General features: G+C 39.5%; 15 protein-coding genes and 1 pseudogene. 10 read left to right on the forward strand and 6 right to left on the reverse strand.

Annotation, left to right across the window (positions count from 1 at the left end):
- A complete protein-coding gene (locus FTT74_RS05285; protein ID WP_179988690.1) occupies nucleotides 1-1,335 on the reverse strand; it encodes an efflux RND transporter periplasmic adaptor subunit in 1,335 nt (444 codons plus the stop codon).
- A gap of 414 nt (nucleotides 1,336-1,749) precedes the next feature.
- Between FTT74_RS05285 and FTT74_RS05290 the strand changes: the two genes are divergently transcribed.
- A complete protein-coding gene (locus tag FTT74_RS05290) occupies nucleotides 1,750-2,199 on the forward strand; it encodes a bacteriohemerythrin (RefSeq protein WP_004974971.1) in 450 nt (149 codons plus the stop codon).
- A gap of 50 nt (nucleotides 2,200-2,249) precedes the next feature.
- On the opposite strand, the gene holA is transcribed toward FTT74_RS05290, so the two are convergent.
- The 4 genes from holA to FTT74_RS05310 all read right to left on the reverse strand — a co-directional run bounded on the left by holA (nucleotide 2,250) and on the right by FTT74_RS05310 (nucleotide 7,120).
- Nucleotides 2,250-3,248, reverse strand: a complete 999-nt coding sequence (holA, locus tag FTT74_RS05295) for a DNA polymerase III subunit delta (RefSeq protein WP_179988689.1) — start codon at nucleotides 3,246-3,248, stop codon at nucleotides 2,250-2,252.
- A gap of 21 nt (nucleotides 3,249-3,269) precedes the next feature.
- A complete protein-coding gene (lptE, locus tag FTT74_RS05300) occupies nucleotides 3,270-3,800 on the reverse strand; it encodes an LPS assembly lipoprotein LptE (RefSeq protein WP_004974973.1) in 531 nt (176 codons plus the stop codon).
- 196 nt (nucleotides 3,801-3,996) lie between these two features.
- On the reverse strand, nucleotides 3,997-6,618 hold the full coding sequence (leuS, locus tag FTT74_RS05305; protein ID WP_179988688.1) for a leucine--tRNA ligase: 2,622 nt from the start codon (nucleotides 6,616-6,618) through the stop codon (nucleotides 3,997-3,999).
- 130 nt (nucleotides 6,619-6,748) lie between these two features.
- Nucleotides 6,749-7,120, reverse strand: a complete 372-nt coding sequence (locus FTT74_RS05310) for a DUF4124 domain-containing protein (protein ID WP_373682945.1) — start codon at nucleotides 7,118-7,120, stop codon at nucleotides 6,749-6,751.
- Between the two features lie 729 nt (nucleotides 7,121-7,849).
- Here FTT74_RS05310 and FTT74_RS05315 point away from each other — a divergent pair.
- From FTT74_RS05315 to ilvC, 3 genes are all read left to right on the forward strand, one after another.
- Nucleotides 7,850-9,577, forward strand: coding sequence for an acetolactate synthase 3 large subunit (locus FTT74_RS05315; RefSeq protein WP_019836444.1), 1,728 nt, complete (start codon nucleotides 7,850-7,852; stop codon nucleotides 9,575-9,577).
- Nucleotides 9,574-10,065, forward strand: coding sequence for an acetolactate synthase small subunit (gene ilvN / locus FTT74_RS05320; RefSeq protein WP_004974986.1), 492 nt, complete (start codon nucleotides 9,574-9,576; stop codon nucleotides 10,063-10,065). The genes FTT74_RS05315 and ilvN overlap by 4 nt, the downstream gene beginning before the upstream one ends.
- 124 nt (nucleotides 10,066-10,189) lie before the next feature.
- Nucleotides 10,190-11,206 (forward strand): ketol-acid reductoisomerase, encoded by a 1,017-nt coding sequence (gene ilvC, locus FTT74_RS05325; RefSeq protein WP_168419090.1) that lies wholly within the window; start codon nucleotides 10,190-10,192, stop codon nucleotides 11,204-11,206.
- Nucleotides 11,207-11,446: 240 nt separating this feature from the next.
- Here the strand turns inward: ilvC and FTT74_RS05330 are convergent.
- Nucleotides 11,447-11,994: pseudogene (locus FTT74_RS05330) on the reverse strand (IS66 family transposase); the annotation flags it as partial.
- Nucleotides 11,995-12,394: 400 nt separating this feature from the next.
- Here FTT74_RS05330 and FTT74_RS05335 point away from each other — a divergent pair.
- From FTT74_RS05335 to wecB, 6 genes are read left to right on the forward strand one after another with little or no spacing between them, the layout of a single operon-like run.
- Complete coding sequence (locus FTT74_RS05335) at nucleotides 12,395-13,276, forward strand: mitochondrial fission ELM1 family protein (protein WP_179988686.1); 882 nt, start codon at nucleotides 12,395-12,397, stop codon at nucleotides 13,274-13,276.
- A gap of 12 nt (nucleotides 13,277-13,288) precedes the next feature.
- A complete protein-coding gene (locus FTT74_RS05340) occupies nucleotides 13,289-14,308 on the forward strand; it encodes a glycosyltransferase (protein WP_179988685.1) in 1,020 nt (339 codons plus the stop codon).
- Nucleotides 14,308-15,060, forward strand: a complete 753-nt coding sequence (locus tag FTT74_RS05345) for a polysaccharide deacetylase family protein (RefSeq protein WP_004974995.1) — start codon at nucleotides 14,308-14,310, stop codon at nucleotides 15,058-15,060. Before FTT74_RS05340 ends, FTT74_RS05345 begins: the two co-directional genes overlap by 1 nt.
- Nucleotides 15,057-15,824 (forward strand): glycosyltransferase family 2 protein, encoded by a 768-nt coding sequence (locus tag FTT74_RS05350; protein WP_004974996.1) that lies wholly within the window; start codon nucleotides 15,057-15,059, stop codon nucleotides 15,822-15,824. The genes FTT74_RS05345 and FTT74_RS05350 overlap by 4 nt, the downstream gene beginning before the upstream one ends.
- Entirely contained in the window at nucleotides 15,784-16,914 is a 1,131-nt protein-coding gene (locus FTT74_RS05355; RefSeq protein WP_154648283.1) for a glycosyltransferase family 4 protein, read from the forward strand. Before FTT74_RS05350 ends, FTT74_RS05355 begins: the two co-directional genes overlap by 41 nt.
- 7 nt (nucleotides 16,915-16,921) lie before the next feature.
- Nucleotides 16,922-18,049, forward strand: a complete 1,128-nt coding sequence (gene wecB, locus FTT74_RS05360; protein ID WP_004975006.1) for a non-hydrolyzing UDP-N-acetylglucosamine 2-epimerase — start codon at nucleotides 16,922-16,924, stop codon at nucleotides 18,047-18,049.
- Nucleotides 18,050-18,054: the final 5 nt, after the last annotated feature.

An 18,054-nucleotide genomic window follows, 5' to 3' on the forward strand; every position in this document is an offset into this window, starting at 1 on the left:
TTACATTCTCACTGATGGGCCAACACGACCACCACGCTTCGCCGCATCGTTTGAGGTATCGGAGCCATCGGCAATAATGACTTGATCGCCCAGTTTTAAGCCACGAATGACTTGTACTGTTGCACGGTTATTTAAGCCAAGCAATACCGATTGAGGTCGAGCTGAGCCATCGGCTTGCAGTACACGTACCATGCCTAAAGAGGCTTTACCTTGATCAATCAAGGCTTTTTCATTGGCAGTCAATTCCAAACGGGCAGGGCGTTTGGCAGAACTGGCATCGGTATTGTCGCGCTCAGCACGTGCGTTGCTGTCAGAATTATTGCTGTTGCCACGACTGCGTGAACGGTTTGCACCTTGCACCGCAGCAGCAGGAATGGTCAGCACATTGCGCGCTTCTGCCAAAACAATGGACACTTGTGCGGTCATATTGATGCGTAGCTTGCCGTCTTCATTTGGTACGTCAAATAAAGCGTTGTAGTACACGGCAGAACTTGAAGATGATGAGGTGTTGTTATTGCTTTCGGTATTGATGGATTTGGGTGCAGGTTCTACCTGACGTAAAGTAGCGTAATGTTTTTTCTCACTGTTGCCCAAGGTGGTGAAATAGACCGTTTGTCCCTCTTCGACCTTCATTACATCCGCTTCAGAAATTTCTGCTTTTACAGTCATGGTGTCAAGTTTGGCTAATTTAACAATCGTGGGCGCACTTTGATTGGCGTTCACGGTTTGACCTTCTTCGGTCACAATTGCAACGACAGTGCCATCCATTGGGGCAAGAATACGGGTATAACCTAAATTTTCTTTAGACGTGTCTAAAGTTAGGCGTGACTGTTCAATTTGAGCATTAATGGCAGCAATTTCTGCTTGTGCAGTTTTATAGTTGGCTAAGGCAGTTTCAAGTTCGGCACGTGAGGTCGCATCTTGCGCATACATGGCTTGTTGACGCTGATATTCTGCTGCGACTTTGGCGAGATTGGCTTGTCGAACCGCCAATTGTGCCTGTTGGTTTTTAATACTGGCCTGCGCTGTTTTAAACTCATTTTCCTGTCGTACGGAGTCAATTTGGGCAATCAACTGTCCTTGTTTGACTTGATCGCCTAACTGAACATACATTTTTTTGACTTGACCTGAAACTTGCGCACCAACACTGACCATTTTGGTGGCTTCAAGTACGCCTGTTGCCAACACCGCACTTTCAATATCTCCACGGCTCACTTCGGCAGTAATGTATTGCGGTTGTTGTTCTTTGGGTTTTAAAAAATACCAAGCGGCAAATGCCAGCATCAGCGCAATGATAATTCCCGCAATAAGTTTGGTCGATTTTATTTTTGGCATGAGTCAAAAAACAGAAAAAGAAATTAAAAGGATTATAGAAGTGAAATAAGGATAAATCGTGAATTTTTTGAAGAAACTGCAAATGAGAATTATTTATTAGTGGTTTGAGCTAGATTTAATACAGTCTGAGTACGGTATTACATCCATAAAAAAAGTGAAAATAGCATCTGTTAACGAGGTGGGGGTAGTTTGTTTCATCTCTATGATAATTTTATGAATTTTTATGATAAATGCTGAAAAATACAACTATGGTCTAAGTTGCTTAAAAAACCTTATTTTCTATATGGATTTAAGAATTAAAAGCAGCTAGTATCAAATTCCATAAAATAATTATGGATTTAATCATTAGGATAATACGGCATCGGGACGATGCAATAAAACATGACTTTAAGCAAAAAATCTGAGGGGTAAATCATGGAGTGGAGTGAGAAATTTAATATCGGAATTGATGTGATTGACAATCAACATCGACAAATTCTGGACTATATTAATGCGCTGGAAAAAATTCGGGCGACAGGTGCGCGGGAGCAAATCAAAGAAGTCTTGGATGACTTGATTGACTATACGCAATCGCATTTTAGCTTTGAAGAAAACTTGTTGTCACAGGTCAATTATCAATACTTACCATCACATCGTGGTATTCACGAACTCTTTGTGAAGCGTTTGAATGATTGCCGTCAGCGTTTTGCCAATGGCGAATCGGTAGAACATGATTTGTATCGTTTGTTGTCTAAATGGTTGATTAACCATATTCAGCATGATGATCAGGATTATGTCGATGCGGTACGCGACAATATGCTGCATTATTTGCGTTCACAGGAACAGAAAAAAGGCAAAAGTTGGTTTGCACGTTTCTTTAGCTAATCCTCTGAAAAGCAGATGATTTTAAAAATTATTTGATGAAGTCTGCTTAATTAAGCCGAGTGAGAAGCAAACAGCGTTTTACCACAGAGTTCTGTAATGGCTTGTAGCACCAAATGTTCAGGGTTTTCCTTGGACATCCCTTTGATGGCGGCATCAATACGCAATAATAGGGCGGGCCATTGCAAGAAACTATTTGGATTTAAACGTCGCAAAGCTTGCTGGTAAACACTGACTTTGTTTTTCCAAATACCCAGTTGCAAAGCATTTTGTGGTTGTTCAAATAATTGCATCAGCAGGCGCATTTCTTTGCTGATGCTCCACAAAATTAAACTCATGGCTTCACCCGAAGCCATGAGGTATTGAAAAATTTTCATGGCTTGCGCCAGATTTCCTGCCAGTAAAGCATCGTTTAAATCATAAGTGCTATAACGAGATTGATCTTGTAAACAGGCATGTAAATGTTCAATCTGAATCTGCTGAATTTCAGGAAAGGTGTCACTGACCCGCATTAAGCTATTTTTGGCAGCCAAAAGGTTGTGTTCATGATGTTGTTCCAACCATTGCCACGCATCATGTCCCAATTGGATGCCAAGCTTTTCTGCTTCCAAACCTAAAATCAGCTGCCGATCTTTAGGATAATTCGCCGTGAGTGCAACATTGACCCCATTGGCATCAATCAACTGAAAAAAACTGGATTTCAGGCTATTGCTGTCCTGTTTTGGCATCACTACCAACAGCAAGTTTTGTTCATTGTGCTGAATATAACTTTTCAGTTGTTTTAGTGTGCTGGCATCGGGCTTGATATTGCCGTGTACTTCAACCGCCAATTGACTCGAAAACAGTGACAGACTGTTTAAGGCATTGAATACATTTTTCCAATCGCTAACGCTATTTAAATCATAACGCTGACGTTCAATATCCTGTTTTTGCCAACTGGCACGAAAAGCATCCAGCAAGTTTTGTTCGAGTAAGGGTTCTTGACCATGCAAAATCCATACGCCACGTGCTTCATCGACACGTTTGAGGGCTTGTAGATAGTCAAGTTTCATAAAAAATTCGCACTCGAAAACTTATTTAGGGTTTGAATACACAGGTGGGTTGACCAAAGGTAAACGATTAGATGAAATTTGACGCACAATTTGCTGTGCTACATCATCAATAATGACTTCTTTTAAGAATTTTTGTTCCTGATCATCGGTATTCACAGTTGCGACATCGTATTGATAACTGCGCGTTGCCATGACGGTACGAGGTTCGGTGATCGGGTTGCCTTGCGCATCTTCAATACGGAAAGTCACACTCAAACGTAATAAGGTTTCTACCAGTTTGCCATTCAATTCCAAGCGACGTGGCGTATAGTCAAGTACACGCAGTACATAGGCATTAGGGTCATTGCTGAGTTGTACGCCCGCTGTACCCATGTGAATGGAAAGTTTTTCTTCTAATTCTTCAGCATTGCTCGGTAAAGCCAGACTCATTTTTGAATAAGCCACAGGTGCAATGCTTGGATTGGTGCCTTTAAGATGAAAACCACAGCCGACTAAGCCAGCACTGAGTCCACAAGTTAAAACAATGACTGCTAGACGTTGGCTAAAGTGCATGTGCTGTCCTCTGTAATATTCTTGAAAGTTTAAAAGCGGAAGTTGAGAAGATCTTGATTGTAGGTGCAAAGCCCATTGACTGACAACGGGCTTTGTTAGGAAATTGTTTTAATTCCTTTTTTGTAGGAGGGTTTAGGGGGATTGTTTTATAAAATCCCTCCAAACCTCCCTTTAAAAAAGGGAGGTTTAAAAGCACTTAAACCACCAAATTCACTAACTTATTCGGTACCACAATTTCTTTCTTGGTTGGCCCAGTCAAGAATGGTTGTACTTCAGGTAAGGCTTTGGCAAGTGCAAGAATGTCTTCTTTAGATGCATCTACTGCTACATCAAGCTTGCCACGTAATTTACCATTTACCTGCACCACAATCGTTTGAGTATTGCGGGTTAATGCAGACTCATCGACCACAGGGAATAGGGTGGAGGTTAATTCAATTCCGAACTCTACCAATAAGGTTTGGCTCAAGTGTGGTGCAAATGGCGCAAGCAAGGTCAATAACGTCACAATTGCTTCACGTTCAACCGCAAGGTCTTGTTCGTTCTGCGCTTCAAACTTGTTGCAAGCATTCAAGAGTTCCATCAATGCTGCAATTGCAGTGTTGAACGCATGACGACGCTCAATATCATCGCCCACTTTTTGAATGGTTTCATGGGTTTTGCGACGTAAGTCTTGTGCTGCTGTAGCAAGTTTGCTGCTGTCAATTGCAGTTGCATTGCTGCCTTTTTCAAGGAAACCTGCCGCCAAACGCCAAACACGTTTTAAGAAGCGGTTCGCACCTTCAACGCCTGCATCTGACCATTCTAAAGACTGATCTGGTGGTGCAGCGAACATCATAAATACACGTGCAGTATCTGCGCCGTATTGGTCAATAATGGCTTGTGGGTCGATACCGTTATTTTTCGATTTCGACATTTTTTCCTGACCACCAACAATCACAGCTTGACCATCGCCTATGTATTTAGCCGAAAGAACGCGACCTTTTTCGTCTTTTTCAAGCTCAATATCGGCAGGGTTAAACCAAGTTTTCTTGCCGCTTTCTGCTTCGCGGTAGAAGGTGTCAGCCAAGACCATGCCTTGAGTCAGCAAGTTGGTAAATGGCTCATTGCCTTGTACCACGCCTTCATCACGCATAAGTTTGTGGAAGAAACGTGCGTACAATAAGTGCAAGATGGCGTGTTCTACACCACCAATATATTGATTAACTGGCAACCAAGTTTGCGCAGCTTCAGGCTTGACCATACCACCTGTAAAATCTGGAGATGCATAACGTGCATAATACCAAGATGATTCTACAAAAGTATCTAAGGTATCGGTTTCACGACGTGCTTCGCCACCACAGCATGGGCAAGTAGTTTGATAGAATTCAGGCATTTTATTTAACGGGTTGCCTGAGCCATCTGGCACAACATTGGTAGGTAAAATGACAGGAAGCTGATCTTCTGGAACTGGAACTTGTCCACATTTTTCACAGTTGATCATTGGAATTGGGCAACCCCAGTAACGTTGGCGTGAAACACCCCAGTCACGTAAACGGAATTGTACTTTTACGTTGGCTAAACCTTGTGGCTCTAATTTCGCTAAAAGTGCATCAAAAGCCGCTTGGAAATCTAAACCATCAAATTCGCCTGAATTGACCAGTTTACCTTCTTTAGAACCGTACCATTCTTGCCATTGGGTTGTGTCAAAGTCCGCATCGTCTGCACCTTTGGCATCAATCACCTGAATAATTGGCAATTGGAATTTATTGGCAAACTCAAAATCACGCTCATCGTGCGAAGGTACAGCCATCACCGCACCAGAACCGTAAGACATCAACACATAGTTGGCAATCCACACTGGCAATTCTTTACCCGTTACTGGATGCTTCACAAACAAGCCAGTCGCCATGCCTCTTTTCTCGGCAGTGGCAAGGTCAGCTTCTGCCACAGAACCCATGCGGCATTCTTCAATAAAGGCTTTTAATTGTGCATTGTTTTCTGCTGCTTTTAACGCCATAGGATGTTCTGCAGCAACAGCCACATAAGTTGCACCCATTAACGTGTCAGCACGCGTTGTAAATACAGTCAGACCATCTGCATAAATTTCAGGATTTGCCGATGGGAATGTGATTTCCATCCCTTGCGAACGCCCAATCCAGTTGCGTTGCATGGTCAAGACTTGCTGTGGCCAGCCATCTTTTAAAGTTTCTAAATCGTCTAATAATTCTTGGGCATAATCGGTAATGCGGAAGTAGTACATTGGAATATCGCGTTTTTCTACCAATGCACCTGAACGCCAACCACGGCCATTTTCGACCTGTTCATTGGCCAAAACTGTTTGATCGACAGGATCCCAGTTGACTGTCGAGAGTTTGCGATAAATTAACCCTTTTTTATACAGTTGCACGAATAACCATTGTTCCCAGTGGTAATACTCTGGAGTACAAGTGGCAAATTCACGATCCCAATCTATTGCCAAACCTAGTTTTTTCAATTGGTCGCGCATGTAGGCGATATTTTCAAAAGTCCATTTAGCTGGGGCAACCTGATGCGCAATCGCTGCGTTTTCTGCAGGTAAACCAAAAGCATCCCAACCCATAGGTTGTAAGACGGTTTCACCTTTTAAACGGTGAAAACGGCTAATTACATCACCAATGGTGTAGTTACGCACGTGACCCATGTGCAGTTTGCCGCTTGGGTAAGGGAACATCGAGAGGATATAACGATGTGGACCTTCGACTGTGTCGGCAACTTTAAAGGCTTTGCGAGATTCCCAGTCGCTTTGGACTTGGGGTTCAATCGCACTGGCTTGATATTCAGGGTCAATGTGAGTAGTCATAAGGTTAAATCAGGAATAAACGGTTAAAAAAAGTGTGTCACACAGCATAGCGCAAAATGCAGCTAAATTGAATTTTGCGCGTTGGATTGTGCAGGAAAATTTAAGCGAGTCGTACTTTATGGCTTAAAACTTAAAAAACTTGTGGGTTGGCACGTTCTTGTTGTGCCTGATTTAAAGCTGCATTGGCTTCACGTTGTTGCTGATCCATAGCTGGATTTCCTGCAGGATGATTTGTGGTAGGTGTCGCATGTTGGTTTGTTGTATTTGCAGCAGTAGGTGCAGGGTTGTCAGCAGGATTTGCAGGAGTGGCAACGGTTGGTGCTGAATTTCTCCAGCCATAGGTATCGACTTTGCCTTTTTTCTTGGCAGTTTTTGGCGGCGGTGTCGTGGTGTAATGGGTTGAACCATTTGCATCGACCCACTTGTAATATTGTTTTGCAGAAACTGAGCTAGTGGCAAAAATTAAAATCAAGCTTGCAGAAAGACAACTCAAGCGGATCATTGGCGTTTTCATGTTTGGAAGTCCTGAGCAAAAAGGGTAAATGGCAGAAAACCAATTACAAAAAATCATGTTGGCTAAATTTTAGCAATAATTCCCCATGAAGCTAGGATTTATTGACAATTTTTCGATGATTTTTATCTGCAATAGTGCCTATTCAAAATTGGAGCATTGGCTTGCCAATTTGCGAGTTAAAATAAGCTGAAATGCGTTGCTGAATCATAACCAAGCGATTTATATATTTTTTAATTCATTCTTTATTTTTATGTATCTGATATGAAAAAATTATAAAAAATTCAGCAAATATCTGAAGTTATTTGTTTTATATGGAAATATTGGGCTTGGGATTAAATTGTGATGGATGACACAAAGCGTAAAAAATGCCCAGTTTATAAATAAAGCAGAAAAAGCCGATTTTTAAACTTGACTTTAGTCGGGTAAACTACAAAAATGCACACTTTAGTTTTATGTGCCTTAGATCGATCACCCTTCGAATAAGTGTCATGTCATGCAATGGGCAACTTCTCTAGCCGAGAAGCTGAACAAAGCTTATAAAATGTGTTTACCCCAACACGTTTTAGATCTCATATTGCTTATACGGTAATCAGATCGGAAATTTTTCCTATTGCCATGAAAACTATGAAATATGTGTGCTATAACAGTGCAGGAATTAATGAACAAAACACTGCAGGTGTCTCCCATTTTGCAGTGATAAGACTAGGGTGAATCACGTTGGAACTTTTATCTGGTGGTGAAATGCTCGTTCGCGCATTGGCGGACGAAGGCGTTGAGCATGTTTTTGGATACCCAGGCGGCGCAGTACTTCATATTTACGATGCGTTCTTTCAACAAGACAAAATTAATCATTACCTCGTGCGTCATGAGCAAGCTGCTGGTCATATGGCAGATGCCTACTCGCGCGTAACAGGTAAAACTGGTGTGGTGCTAGTGACTTCAGGTCCTGGTGCAACCAACACAGTAACTCCAATTGCAACTGCGTATATGGACTCAATCCCAATGGTGATTTTGTCTGGTCAGGTTGCAACACACTTAATTGGTGAAGATGCCTTCCAAGAAACCGATATGGTGGGTATTTCACGTCCGATTGTAAAACACAGTTTCCAAGTGCGTCATGCAAGTGAAATTCCTTCAGTGATTAAGAAGGCTTTCTATATTGCATCTTCAGGCCGTCCAGGTCCTGTTGTGGTTGATATTCCAAAGGATGCAACCAACCCAGCGGAAAAATTTGCTTACGAATATCCTGAAAAAGTGAAGATGCGTTCGTATCAGCCACCGCATCGTGGTCACTCAGGTCAAATTCGTAAAGCAATTGATGAATTGTTGAATGCAAAACGCCCTGTTATTTATTCAGGCGGTGGTGTGGTTCAAGGTAATGCATCGGAGCAATTGACTGAACTTGCACACATTTTAGGTTTCCCTGTAACCAATACATTGATGGGCTTGGGTGCGTTCCCGGGCAATGATCCACAATTTATTGGTATGTTGGGTATGCATGGTACCTATGAAGCCAATATGACCATGCACAATGCCGATGTAATTTTGTGTATTGGTGCGCGTTTTGATGACCGTGTAACCAATAATCCTGCAAAATTCTGTCCAAATGCCAAAGTGATTCATATTGATATCGACCCTGCGACGATTTCAAAAACCATCATGGCGCATATTCCAATTGTGGGCGCAGTTGAGCCTGTACTTCAGGAAATGCTAGTGCAGCTGAAACAGTTAAATGTTTCTAAGCCAAACCCAGAAGCAATTGCTGCGTGGTGGAATCAGATTAATGAATGGCGCAAAGTTCATGGTCTGAAATATGATAAGCCAACTGATGGCAGTATGAAGCCACAACAAGTAGTTGAAGCATTGGATAAAGTGACCAATGGTGATGCGATCATTACTTCTGACGTAGGTCAGCACCAAATGTTTGGCGCGAACTACTATAAGTATAAGCGTCCACGTCAATGGTTGAACTCTGGTGGTTTGGGTACGATGGGCGTAGGTTTGCCGTATGCAATGGCGGCTAAACTGGCTTATCCAGATCAACAAGTTGTTTGTATTACAGGTGAAGCATCAATTCAGATGTGTATCCAAGAGCTTTCAACTTGTAAGCAATATGGCTTAAACGTAAAAATCTTGTGCTTGAATAACCAAGCTTTAGGTATGGTTAAACAATGGCAAGACATGAACTATGAAGGTCGTCACTCTAGTTCTTATGTTGACTCATTGCCAGACTTCCCTAAATTGATGGAAGCCTATGGTCATGTGGGTATTCAGATTAACCATGCCGATGAGCTTGAGTCTAAGCTTACAGAAGCAATGGCGATTAATGATAAATGTGTATTCATTAACGTAATGGTTGACCGTACAGAGCACGTTTATCCGATGCAAATTGCGGGTCAATCTATGAAAGATATGTGGTTAGGTAAAGGGGAGCGTACAGAATGAGACACATTATTTCCGTTCTCGTTGAAAACGAATCAGGTGCGCTTTCTCGTTTAGTGGGTTTATTTTCTCAGCGTGGTTATAACATTGAGACTTTAAACGTTGCACCAACCGAAGACCCAACGCTTTCACGTTTAACACTGACCACGTATGGTGATGATCATAAAATTGAGCAAATCACCAAGCAATTAAACAAATTGGTTGAAGTGGTAAAAGTGGTTGACTTGTCAGAAGGTCCACATATTGAGCGTGAATTGATGCTGATTAAAGTAAAAGCGTCAGGTGCTGCACGTGCCGAAATTAAACGCACAGCAGACATCTTCCGTGGACAAATTGTAGATGTTACACCGACCACTTATACTGTACAGCTTGCGGGTACAACTGAAAAACTTGACGGTTTTATTGATGCGATTGCAGAAAATACGATCTTAGAAGTTGTACGTTCAGGTGTGTCTGGTATTGCACGTGGCGAAAAAGTTTTAACCATTTAACTGAATTTAGTTAATTTTATTCATCGAATTCATTCCATCTCAAAGGATGGAGAGCTTGCTCAAATGCTGAATAGACCTGCATTTGAGCAAGATAGGAATCCAAAGCATTTTAGCGGAGACAGCAATGCAAATTTTTTACGATAAAGACTGCGACTTATCTATCATCCAGTCTAAGAAAGTAGCAATCATTGGTTACGGTTCACAAGGTCACGCACACGCGCTTAACCTTAAAGATTCTGGTGTAGACGTAACTGTAGGTTTACGTGCTGGTTCTACTTCTTGGAAAAAAGCTGAGAATTCGGGTCTTAAAGTTGCTGAAGTTCCTGCTGCTGTAGCTCAAGCTGACGTTGTTATGATCTTGACTCCAGATGAGTTTCAATCACAACTTTATCGCGACGTAATCGAGCCAAACATCAAACAAGGCGCGACACTTGCATTTGCACACGGTTTCTCGGTTCTTTACAACCAAGTTGTTCCACGTGCTGACTTAGACGTAATCATGGTTGCACCTAAAGCACCTGGTCATACAGTACGTTCTGAATACCAACGTGGTTCAGGTGTTCCAGACCTGATCGCGATTCACCAAGATGCTTCTGGTAACGCGCGTAATGTTGCACTTTCTTACGCTTCAGGCGTGGGTGGTGGTCGTACTGGTATCATCGAAACTTCTTTCCGTGAAGAAACTGAAACTGACTTATTTGGTGAGCAAGCAGTTCTTTGTGGTGGTGCTGTTGAATTGGTTAAAATGGGCTTCGAAACTTTGGTTGAAGCTGGTTATGCACCAGAAATGGCTTACTTCGAGTGCTTACACGAACTTAAATTGATCGTTGACTTGATGTTCGAAGGCGGTATCGCTGACATGAACTATTCAGTATCTAACAATGCTGAATACGGTGAATATGTAACAGGTACTGAAGTAATTAACGAACAGTCTCGTGAAGCAATGCGTAATGCACTTAAACGTATTCAATCTGGTGAATATGCGAAAATGTTCATCCAAGAAGGTGCGTTGAACTACCCATCAATGACTGCTCGTCGTCGTCAAAACGCGGCTCACGGTATTGAAGTAACGGGTAACAAGTTACGTGCGATGATGCCTTGGATCCAAGCAAACAAAATCGTAGACAAAGAAAAGAACTAAGTTACGCGCCTTAAGAAAAGTAAAGCAGTGCTTTACTTTTCTTTCGTACCTTGGATCCAAGCAAACAAAATCGTAGACAAAGAGAAAAACTAAGTTTTAGTTTAATCTTTAAAAAACCCTTATTGTATATAAGGGTTTTTTTATGAGTGAAGTAAAGGATGTTACGTGTCTTGCGCTTCGCTCAGAACTGTGTTTTCACTCCTTGCGCTGTAAGCGTCCGCTGAACCCCATGCCTATTTTTTAATTTGAGTTGGATTTCCAGCGATGTGGCGTAATTCTTCTATTTGGGTCGCTTTATGCGTCGGCAGCCTTTTCAGCACATCACTTAAATAGGCATACGGATCCAAGCCATTCAGCTTTGCTGACTGGATTAAAGTCATGATATTCGCCGCTCGCTGGCCGCTGCGCAGCGAGCCAGCAAACAGCCAGTTCTTGCGCCCTAAGGCCCAAGGTCGCATTTGATTCTCTACCCAATTATTGCAAATCGGTAGATTGCCATCATCCAAATAGCGGATTAAAGCTGGCCAACGCTTCAGAGTGTAATTGATAGCCTTGGCGGTGGGAGAACTCGATGGCACCGTCAGATGATGTTGGTTGAGCCATTCATATAGTTGTTGCATCACCGGTTGGCTATGCTGTTGTCGGTATTCGCGGCGGTCTTCCGCTGTACCATCCGTCTTTTTCCTGAGTTCTGCTTCTATGGCATACAGTTTCTGAATCAGCACTAATGCCTGTTCAGCGACCTGACTTTTCCCGGTCACATGCAGTTCATGGAATTTACTGTTAGCGGCAATGTAAAAATGACCCCCCAACAGCATTTGAAAATTGACCCCCTTGGTTAATATAGTGGTCTTTTTGGACTGCTCAACATGTTAACTTTGGAGCAAGCAGTGACAATCCAAATACTTCATCAACAAGGTCAATCTATTAAGGCAATTTGAACCGTACCGGGTTTGTCGGAGACTCAATATTCTGAGAGACTATTCCGATGAAAAAACCAAACTATACCCCCGAAATTAGAGAAAGAGCGGTTCAATTACTCATTGAATCTGAAAAGGCGGATTTAAGCCCTGTGACAGTTCAATGAAGTTTATATTTCGAGTCATTGAGGATATGTAGCTTTGCTTACTTTAAATGCTTTGATCTAGTAAAATGATGCTATTCGTGCTTTAGATCTGGTGGGTGAATATGCATATTTTATATGTGAGCGATGGTAAGGCAGGTCATCGCTCTCAAGCATTGGGTCTTTTTAAGGCAATGCAAAAGCAAACAAATATTGATCTGACTTTTGAAGAAATTTCAATTGATCATTTACCACTGTTGAGTTTATTGGCCGCATATAAAAAACAAAAACATGCTGCAGTATCGCAGCCACCTGATTATATTTTTGGAGTAGGTAGTCATACGCAATTACGTGTTTTATTGATGGGCAAAGTTTTTTCATGTGCGAAAACTGTCATTTTAATGAAACCCAATTTTCCATTATCTTGGTTTGATCATGTGGTTATTCCTGAACATGATGGTGTGCTAGAGCGGGAAAATGTGATTGTTACACAAGGTGCGTTGAATCCCATTGAAAATGAGCAGCGACACATAGCAAACCGTATTTTGATTGCGTTAGGTGGTTCATCTAAACGGCATATTTGGAATGCAGATAAGGTGATGTCTACGATTCAGCAGATTGTGCAGCAGAACATGCAGTGTGACATTATTTTGACGAGTTCTAGGCGTACACCTGCTGATTTTTTACCTGCAGTGGCCCAGCAAAGTTTTGCTTCACAATTGCAAATTTTCCCAGTTGAAGAAACGCCGCAGGGTTGGATTTTTGAAGAGATGCAAAAAGCGGAAGCAGTATGGGTGACTGAAGATAGTGTGTCTATGATATACGAAGCACTCACCGCAGGTTGTAAAGTAGGGCTTATTCAGATAGATCGAGTGAAAGAGGATCGGATTACGCATTCCGTAGATAAACTAATAACTTCAACTTTTTTTGATAATGAAAGAAAATTATTGTCTAATACATTTCTAAATGAAGCAACTAGAGTTGCTAAAATTATATTATCTAGTTAGAGCTTTGATTTTATGAAAATTTTACATATAGCTAATTTTGCATTTAATAAGTTGGGAGAGCGGTATTATTCTATAGATCGAAAAATTTCTGCAGGTTTAATAGAAAATGGTCATTTTGTTTATGATTATAGTTTTCGTGATATGGCAAGAATGGGAACAATTTTCAAAACAAAAAAGTTAGGGAGTGGTGTAGCTAATAATGAGGTTTTAAAAATTGTAGAAAATTTATGTCCAGAGCTTGTTTTGATCGGTCATAGTGATTTACTAAAAAAAGAAACTCTTCAAACGATTCGCAAAAATTATCCCTCAATCAAGATTGGATTTTGGTTTGTAGATTGGTTATGTGAACAATCCAAAGCAAATTTTATAAGAGAGTTTGCTCCTTATGTTGATGCTATTTTTTGTACAACAGGTGGGAGGTTATTAACACAATTTAAATTACCAAATAATAAAATTGGTTATATTCCAAATATTGCTCAAAAATCTATTGAAGAGCTTCAGCAATTTAATAAAGATTTTTTTTTAAGGGATTTTATATTTTTTGGTACTGTATATAAAGATCCTGATCGAGAAGTATTTTTAACACATTTAGTTCAGAGTTTGGGTGAAAATTTTCACTGTTTTGGAGCTTTTGATAATAAAGCTGTGTATGGACATAAGTACATTGATATTTTGTCTTCAGCTAGATGTGGGTTAAACTTATCAAGACGTAATGATATTGAATTATATTCATCTGATCGTATCGTGCAATTAACAGGCAATGGTTTATTAACATTTACTCCACGTATACCTGGTTTTGAGAAATTATATACTGATAAAGAAGTAGTTTATTTTGATGACTTGAAAGATCTTATAGAAAAATTTGAATACTATAAAATGAATACAGAACAAGCAAAGGTGATTGCGGAAAATGGTTGGAAAAAATCGCATCAATCATTTAATAGTGCTAGGGTGGCAAAATATATGTTAGAGGTTATTTTTGATCAGCCTTTATCTGAAGCATATGAGTGGGCACATGAGGTGTATATCTAATGTGGTTTGTTTATGTGGTACTTGGTTTAATTTTTTTTGCTGCAATACTTTACTTATTGGGTAATTATACCTTTTGGTTACCATTACGCAGTGCAAAATTGCCACGTATTGTGATGTTGCATCAAGTAACTCCCCATGTAGAAGCTTCTGGTATGAATATGCCACCGGCTAAATTTGAACAGTTGTTGCAGTATTTGGTAAAAAAACAGGCTGTTTTTTGTTTCGTTTCCGAACTTGACCAGTATGAGAGGCAGAGTAATGTTTTTGCCTTATCATTTGATGATGGCTTTCAGGATAACTACCAGTATGCATTTCCTTTACTCAAAAAATATAATGTGAAGGCAACAATTTATTTAGCAACACAAATTGAAGGTATTGAAAAGTTAAATACAGCACAAATTCAAGAAATGTCAGCTTCTGGCTTAATTGAGTTTGGTGCACATACTCAGCATCATGTAAATTTGCTGAAATTGTCTGATGAGGAAGCATTTGCTGAAATGCAGGCATCAAAAAAAGATGTAGAAGTTTTAGTCGGGAAATGTCTAAGCTTTGCTTATCCATTTGGGCGTTTTAATGAGAAACATCAACAAATGGCAAAAAAAATTGGTTTTAAAAATGCTGTATCTACACGTAAAAAAGTAGAAGCTTATACAGAAACTAATCAATTTAATATTCCACGTGTCAGTACGCATGGCGCAATGAATGCTTTACAAATGCGTATTGCTTTAGCCAAAGGACGTTATAAATTATGATTCCTTGTAGTGTTTATATCGTAACTTTAAATTGTGCCGAATGGCTTGAGAGTACACTGGAAAGTGTAAAAGACTTTTCAGAGGTCATTATTTTAGACTCAGGCAGTACAGATCATACTTATGCTATTGCAGAATCATTTCCCAATACGCGAATTTCTCATCAAGATTGGCAGGGCTATGCGGGTCAAAAAAGCTTAGCTTTGGCGCAATGTAAAAATGATTGGGTTTTAAATTTAGATGGTGATGAAGTTTTATCTTCTGAATTAAAAGCTGAAATTGAGCAAACGATTCAGAGTAATCAACTCGATGCTTTAATTACACCAATTAACGATGTGTTTTTAGGTGTTCCCAATAGTAAACATACAAAAAAGCATGCCAAGGTACGTTTTTTTCGTAAGTCTAAAGGGCGATATGACTTAGAAAATAAAGTGCATGAAAATGTGATTGTAGATGGTCAGAGTGTTCGTGCAGAAGGTGATATTTACCATTATGGTGAATCAAGTATTTTTGTTAAAGTTGAAAAGAATAATCAATATTCTGAATTAAAAGCACAAGAAAAATACCAAAAAGGGAAACATCCAAGTATTTTAAAATTGATATGTATCATGCCCTTAATGTTTATGAAATCGTACTTTTTTAGAAGAAATTTTATGAATGGATGGCGTGGTTTTGTTAGTAGTATGATTAATGCGTTTTATGCTTTTCTAAAAGAAGCTAAATTATTTGAAAAAAGAAGCTACAATAAGCATGATTCTAAATATTGAGTACATAAAGTTGAAAATTTGCTTTATTTCTACAGATTTTCCACCAACATTAGGTGGCGTTGCCTCTCATGCACATGAGTTAGCAAAAGCAATGGTAAAACTTGGGCACGAAGTTCATGTTTTGACTTCCTTAGTTCATGGGAGTGAACCCGTAGAGATGATGGATGGCGTTTTTGTACATCGTGTAAAAGTTCTTTGGCAAAAGCCCTTTTATACTTGGGGGATGGCTAAGTATATAAAAAAAATAATAAATGATAATTCAATAAATTTAGTTCATGTACATGGAATGCGGCCTTTGGAAGCAACCAAAGGCTTAAAAATTCCTGTGGTATTTACAAATCATACTTCGGGTTTTTTAAAAAGATTAGAAAAGCCTTCAATTTTACAAGGTCGCTTAAAATCACGTTTACGACATGTCTCTTTAGTATTGGCACCAAGTTATGAGTTATGTGATGCTACAGTCAAAACTGGCTACACTGGGCCTGTATATTTTGTTTCTAATGGAGTGGATACAAATAAGTTTTCCGCAAAGGAATTAGAGAGTATTAACGAAGAGAAAACTTTTATTCTCGCGAGGCGTTTGGTCGAAAAAAATGGTGTTGTAGTGTTTGCTGAAGCACTAACTAAAATCAAAAATCCAAATTTTAAGGTATTAGTTGCTGGCGTGGGTGCTGAACAACAAGCTATGCAAGAAATATTAAAAAAAGCTGGTATAGAAAATAAAGTTAAATTTATTGGGGCTGTTAATAACTCGGATATGCCAGCTTTATATAAACAAGCAGATTATTCTGTTTTACCATCATTTTATGAGGCTACAAGTATTACAGGGCTTGAATCAATGGCTTCAGGATTACCACTTATTGGGACAAACGTAGGTGGTATTCCATATCTTATTGATGAGGGGGTGACGGGTTTTTTAGTACCAGCCCATGATGCTAATGCCTTAGCTGAAAAAATGGATCGAGTTTTGTCTTTTGATAACCAAAAATATATTCAGTTAAGTTTGGCGAGTTCAGAAAGAGCAAAGTTTAAATTTGACTGGACTGTGATTGCGAAGCAAACAGAAAATTACTATAAACAGATTATGTAGAATTGATATGCGTAAAATTAATGTACTAGTCGCTTTCGGTACGCGTCCTGAAGCAATTAAAATGGCGCCTGTTGTTAACGCCTTACAAGCAGACGCTTCATTTGATACTAAGGTTTTAGTAACAGCACAACATCGTGAAATGTTAGATCAAGTCTTAGCTGTGTTTGATATAAAACCAGATTTTGATTTAGATATTATGAAGCCTAATCAAACATTAACACAGATTTCTTCAAATATTTTAGGAAGGATGGATGATGTATTTAATGAGTTTCGACCAGATATAGTCTTAGTACATGGTGATACTCTAACTGCTTTTGTTGTAGCTCAGGCTGCTTTTTATAATCAGATTGATATTGGGCATGTAGAGGCAGGATTAAGAACTTATGATCTAACATCTCCTTGGCCTGAAGAAGGAAATAGACAATTAATTTCTAGAATAGCAAGGTTACATTTTGCTCCTACTCAAATTTCATATCAAAGTTTAGTCAATGAAGGACTGAAGAAAGAAAATATATACATTACAGGCAATACAGTAATAGATGCTTTATTAAGTGTAGTAAGTTATGATAATTTGCCATTGCCAAAGCTTTCTGATGAATTATTTTTTAAATTAGATCCGAAAGATAAGATAGTACTAATTACAGGCCATCGACGCGAAAACTTTGGGGAAGGTTTTAAAAATATTTGTTTAGCTTTAAAGTACCTGGCAAAAAATAATCCAAATGTAAAGTTTATTTATCCAGTCCATTTAAATCCTAATGTTAAAAATGTAGTTAATAGCTATTTGTCTGATATTAATAATATAGCGTTAATTCCTCCACAATCTTATCTGGAATTTATTAACTTAATGAAGCATAGCTATATTATTTTGACGGATTCAGGTGGTATTCAAGAAGAGGCACCAAGTTTGGGTATTCCTGTGTTGGTAATGAGAGAAACGACAGAACGCCCAGAAGCCATTTCAGCAGGAACCGTAAAATTGGTTGGTACGAACCAAGAGAGTATTATTTCTAATGTTCAGGCTTTATTAGATGATAATGTATTGTACCGAAAAATGTCTGAAGCTAGTAATCCATATGGTGATGGTTGTTCGGCTAAAAAAATAGTAACTATATTGAAGAGCAATTATAGTTAATTAGA

Origin of the sequence: Acinetobacter sp. YH01007 (genome assembly GCF_013420425.1) — a bacterium.
GTDB lineage: Bacteria > Pseudomonadota > Gammaproteobacteria > Pseudomonadales > Moraxellaceae > Acinetobacter > Acinetobacter towneri.

Bases quoted from the DNA above. Each gene is read 5' to 3' on its own strand.
- FTT74_RS05285 (WP_179988690.1), bottom strand. From the start codon at position 1,335: ATGCCAAAAATAAAATCGACCAAACTTATTGCGGGAATTATCATTGCG.
- FTT74_RS05290 (WP_004974971.1), top strand. From the start codon at position 1,750: ATGGAGTGGAGTGAGAAATTTAATATCGGAATTGATGTGATTGACAAT.
- holA (WP_179988689.1), bottom strand. From the start codon at position 3,248: ATGAAACTTGACTATCTACAAGCCCTCAAACGTGTCGATGAAGCACGT.
- lptE (WP_004974973.1), bottom strand. From the start codon at position 3,800: ATGCACTTTAGCCAACGTCTAGCAGTCATTGTTTTAACTTGTGGACTC.
- leuS (WP_179988688.1), bottom strand. From the start codon at position 6,618: ATGACTACTCACATTGACCCTGAATATCAAGCCAGTGCGATTGAACCC.
- FTT74_RS05310 (WP_373682945.1), bottom strand. From the start codon at position 7,120: ATGATCCGCTTGAGTTGTCTTTCTGCAAGCTTGATTTTAATTTTTGCC.
- ilvN (WP_004974986.1), top strand. From the start codon at position 9,574: ATGAGACACATTATTTCCGTTCTCGTTGAAAACGAATCAGGTGCGCTT.
- ilvC (WP_168419090.1), top strand. From the start codon at position 10,190: ATGCAAATTTTTTACGATAAAGACTGCGACTTATCTATCATCCAGTCT.
- FTT74_RS05335 (WP_179988686.1), top strand. From the start codon at position 12,395: ATGCATATTTTATATGTGAGCGATGGTAAGGCAGGTCATCGCTCTCAA.
- FTT74_RS05340 (WP_179988685.1), top strand. From the start codon at position 13,289: ATGAAAATTTTACATATAGCTAATTTTGCATTTAATAAGTTGGGAGAG.
- FTT74_RS05345 (WP_004974995.1), top strand. From the start codon at position 14,308: ATGTGGTTTGTTTATGTGGTACTTGGTTTAATTTTTTTTGCTGCAATA.
- FTT74_RS05350 (WP_004974996.1), top strand. From the start codon at position 15,057: ATGATTCCTTGTAGTGTTTATATCGTAACTTTAAATTGTGCCGAATGG.
- wecB (WP_004975006.1), top strand. From the start codon at position 16,922: ATGCGTAAAATTAATGTACTAGTCGCTTTCGGTACGCGTCCTGAAGCA.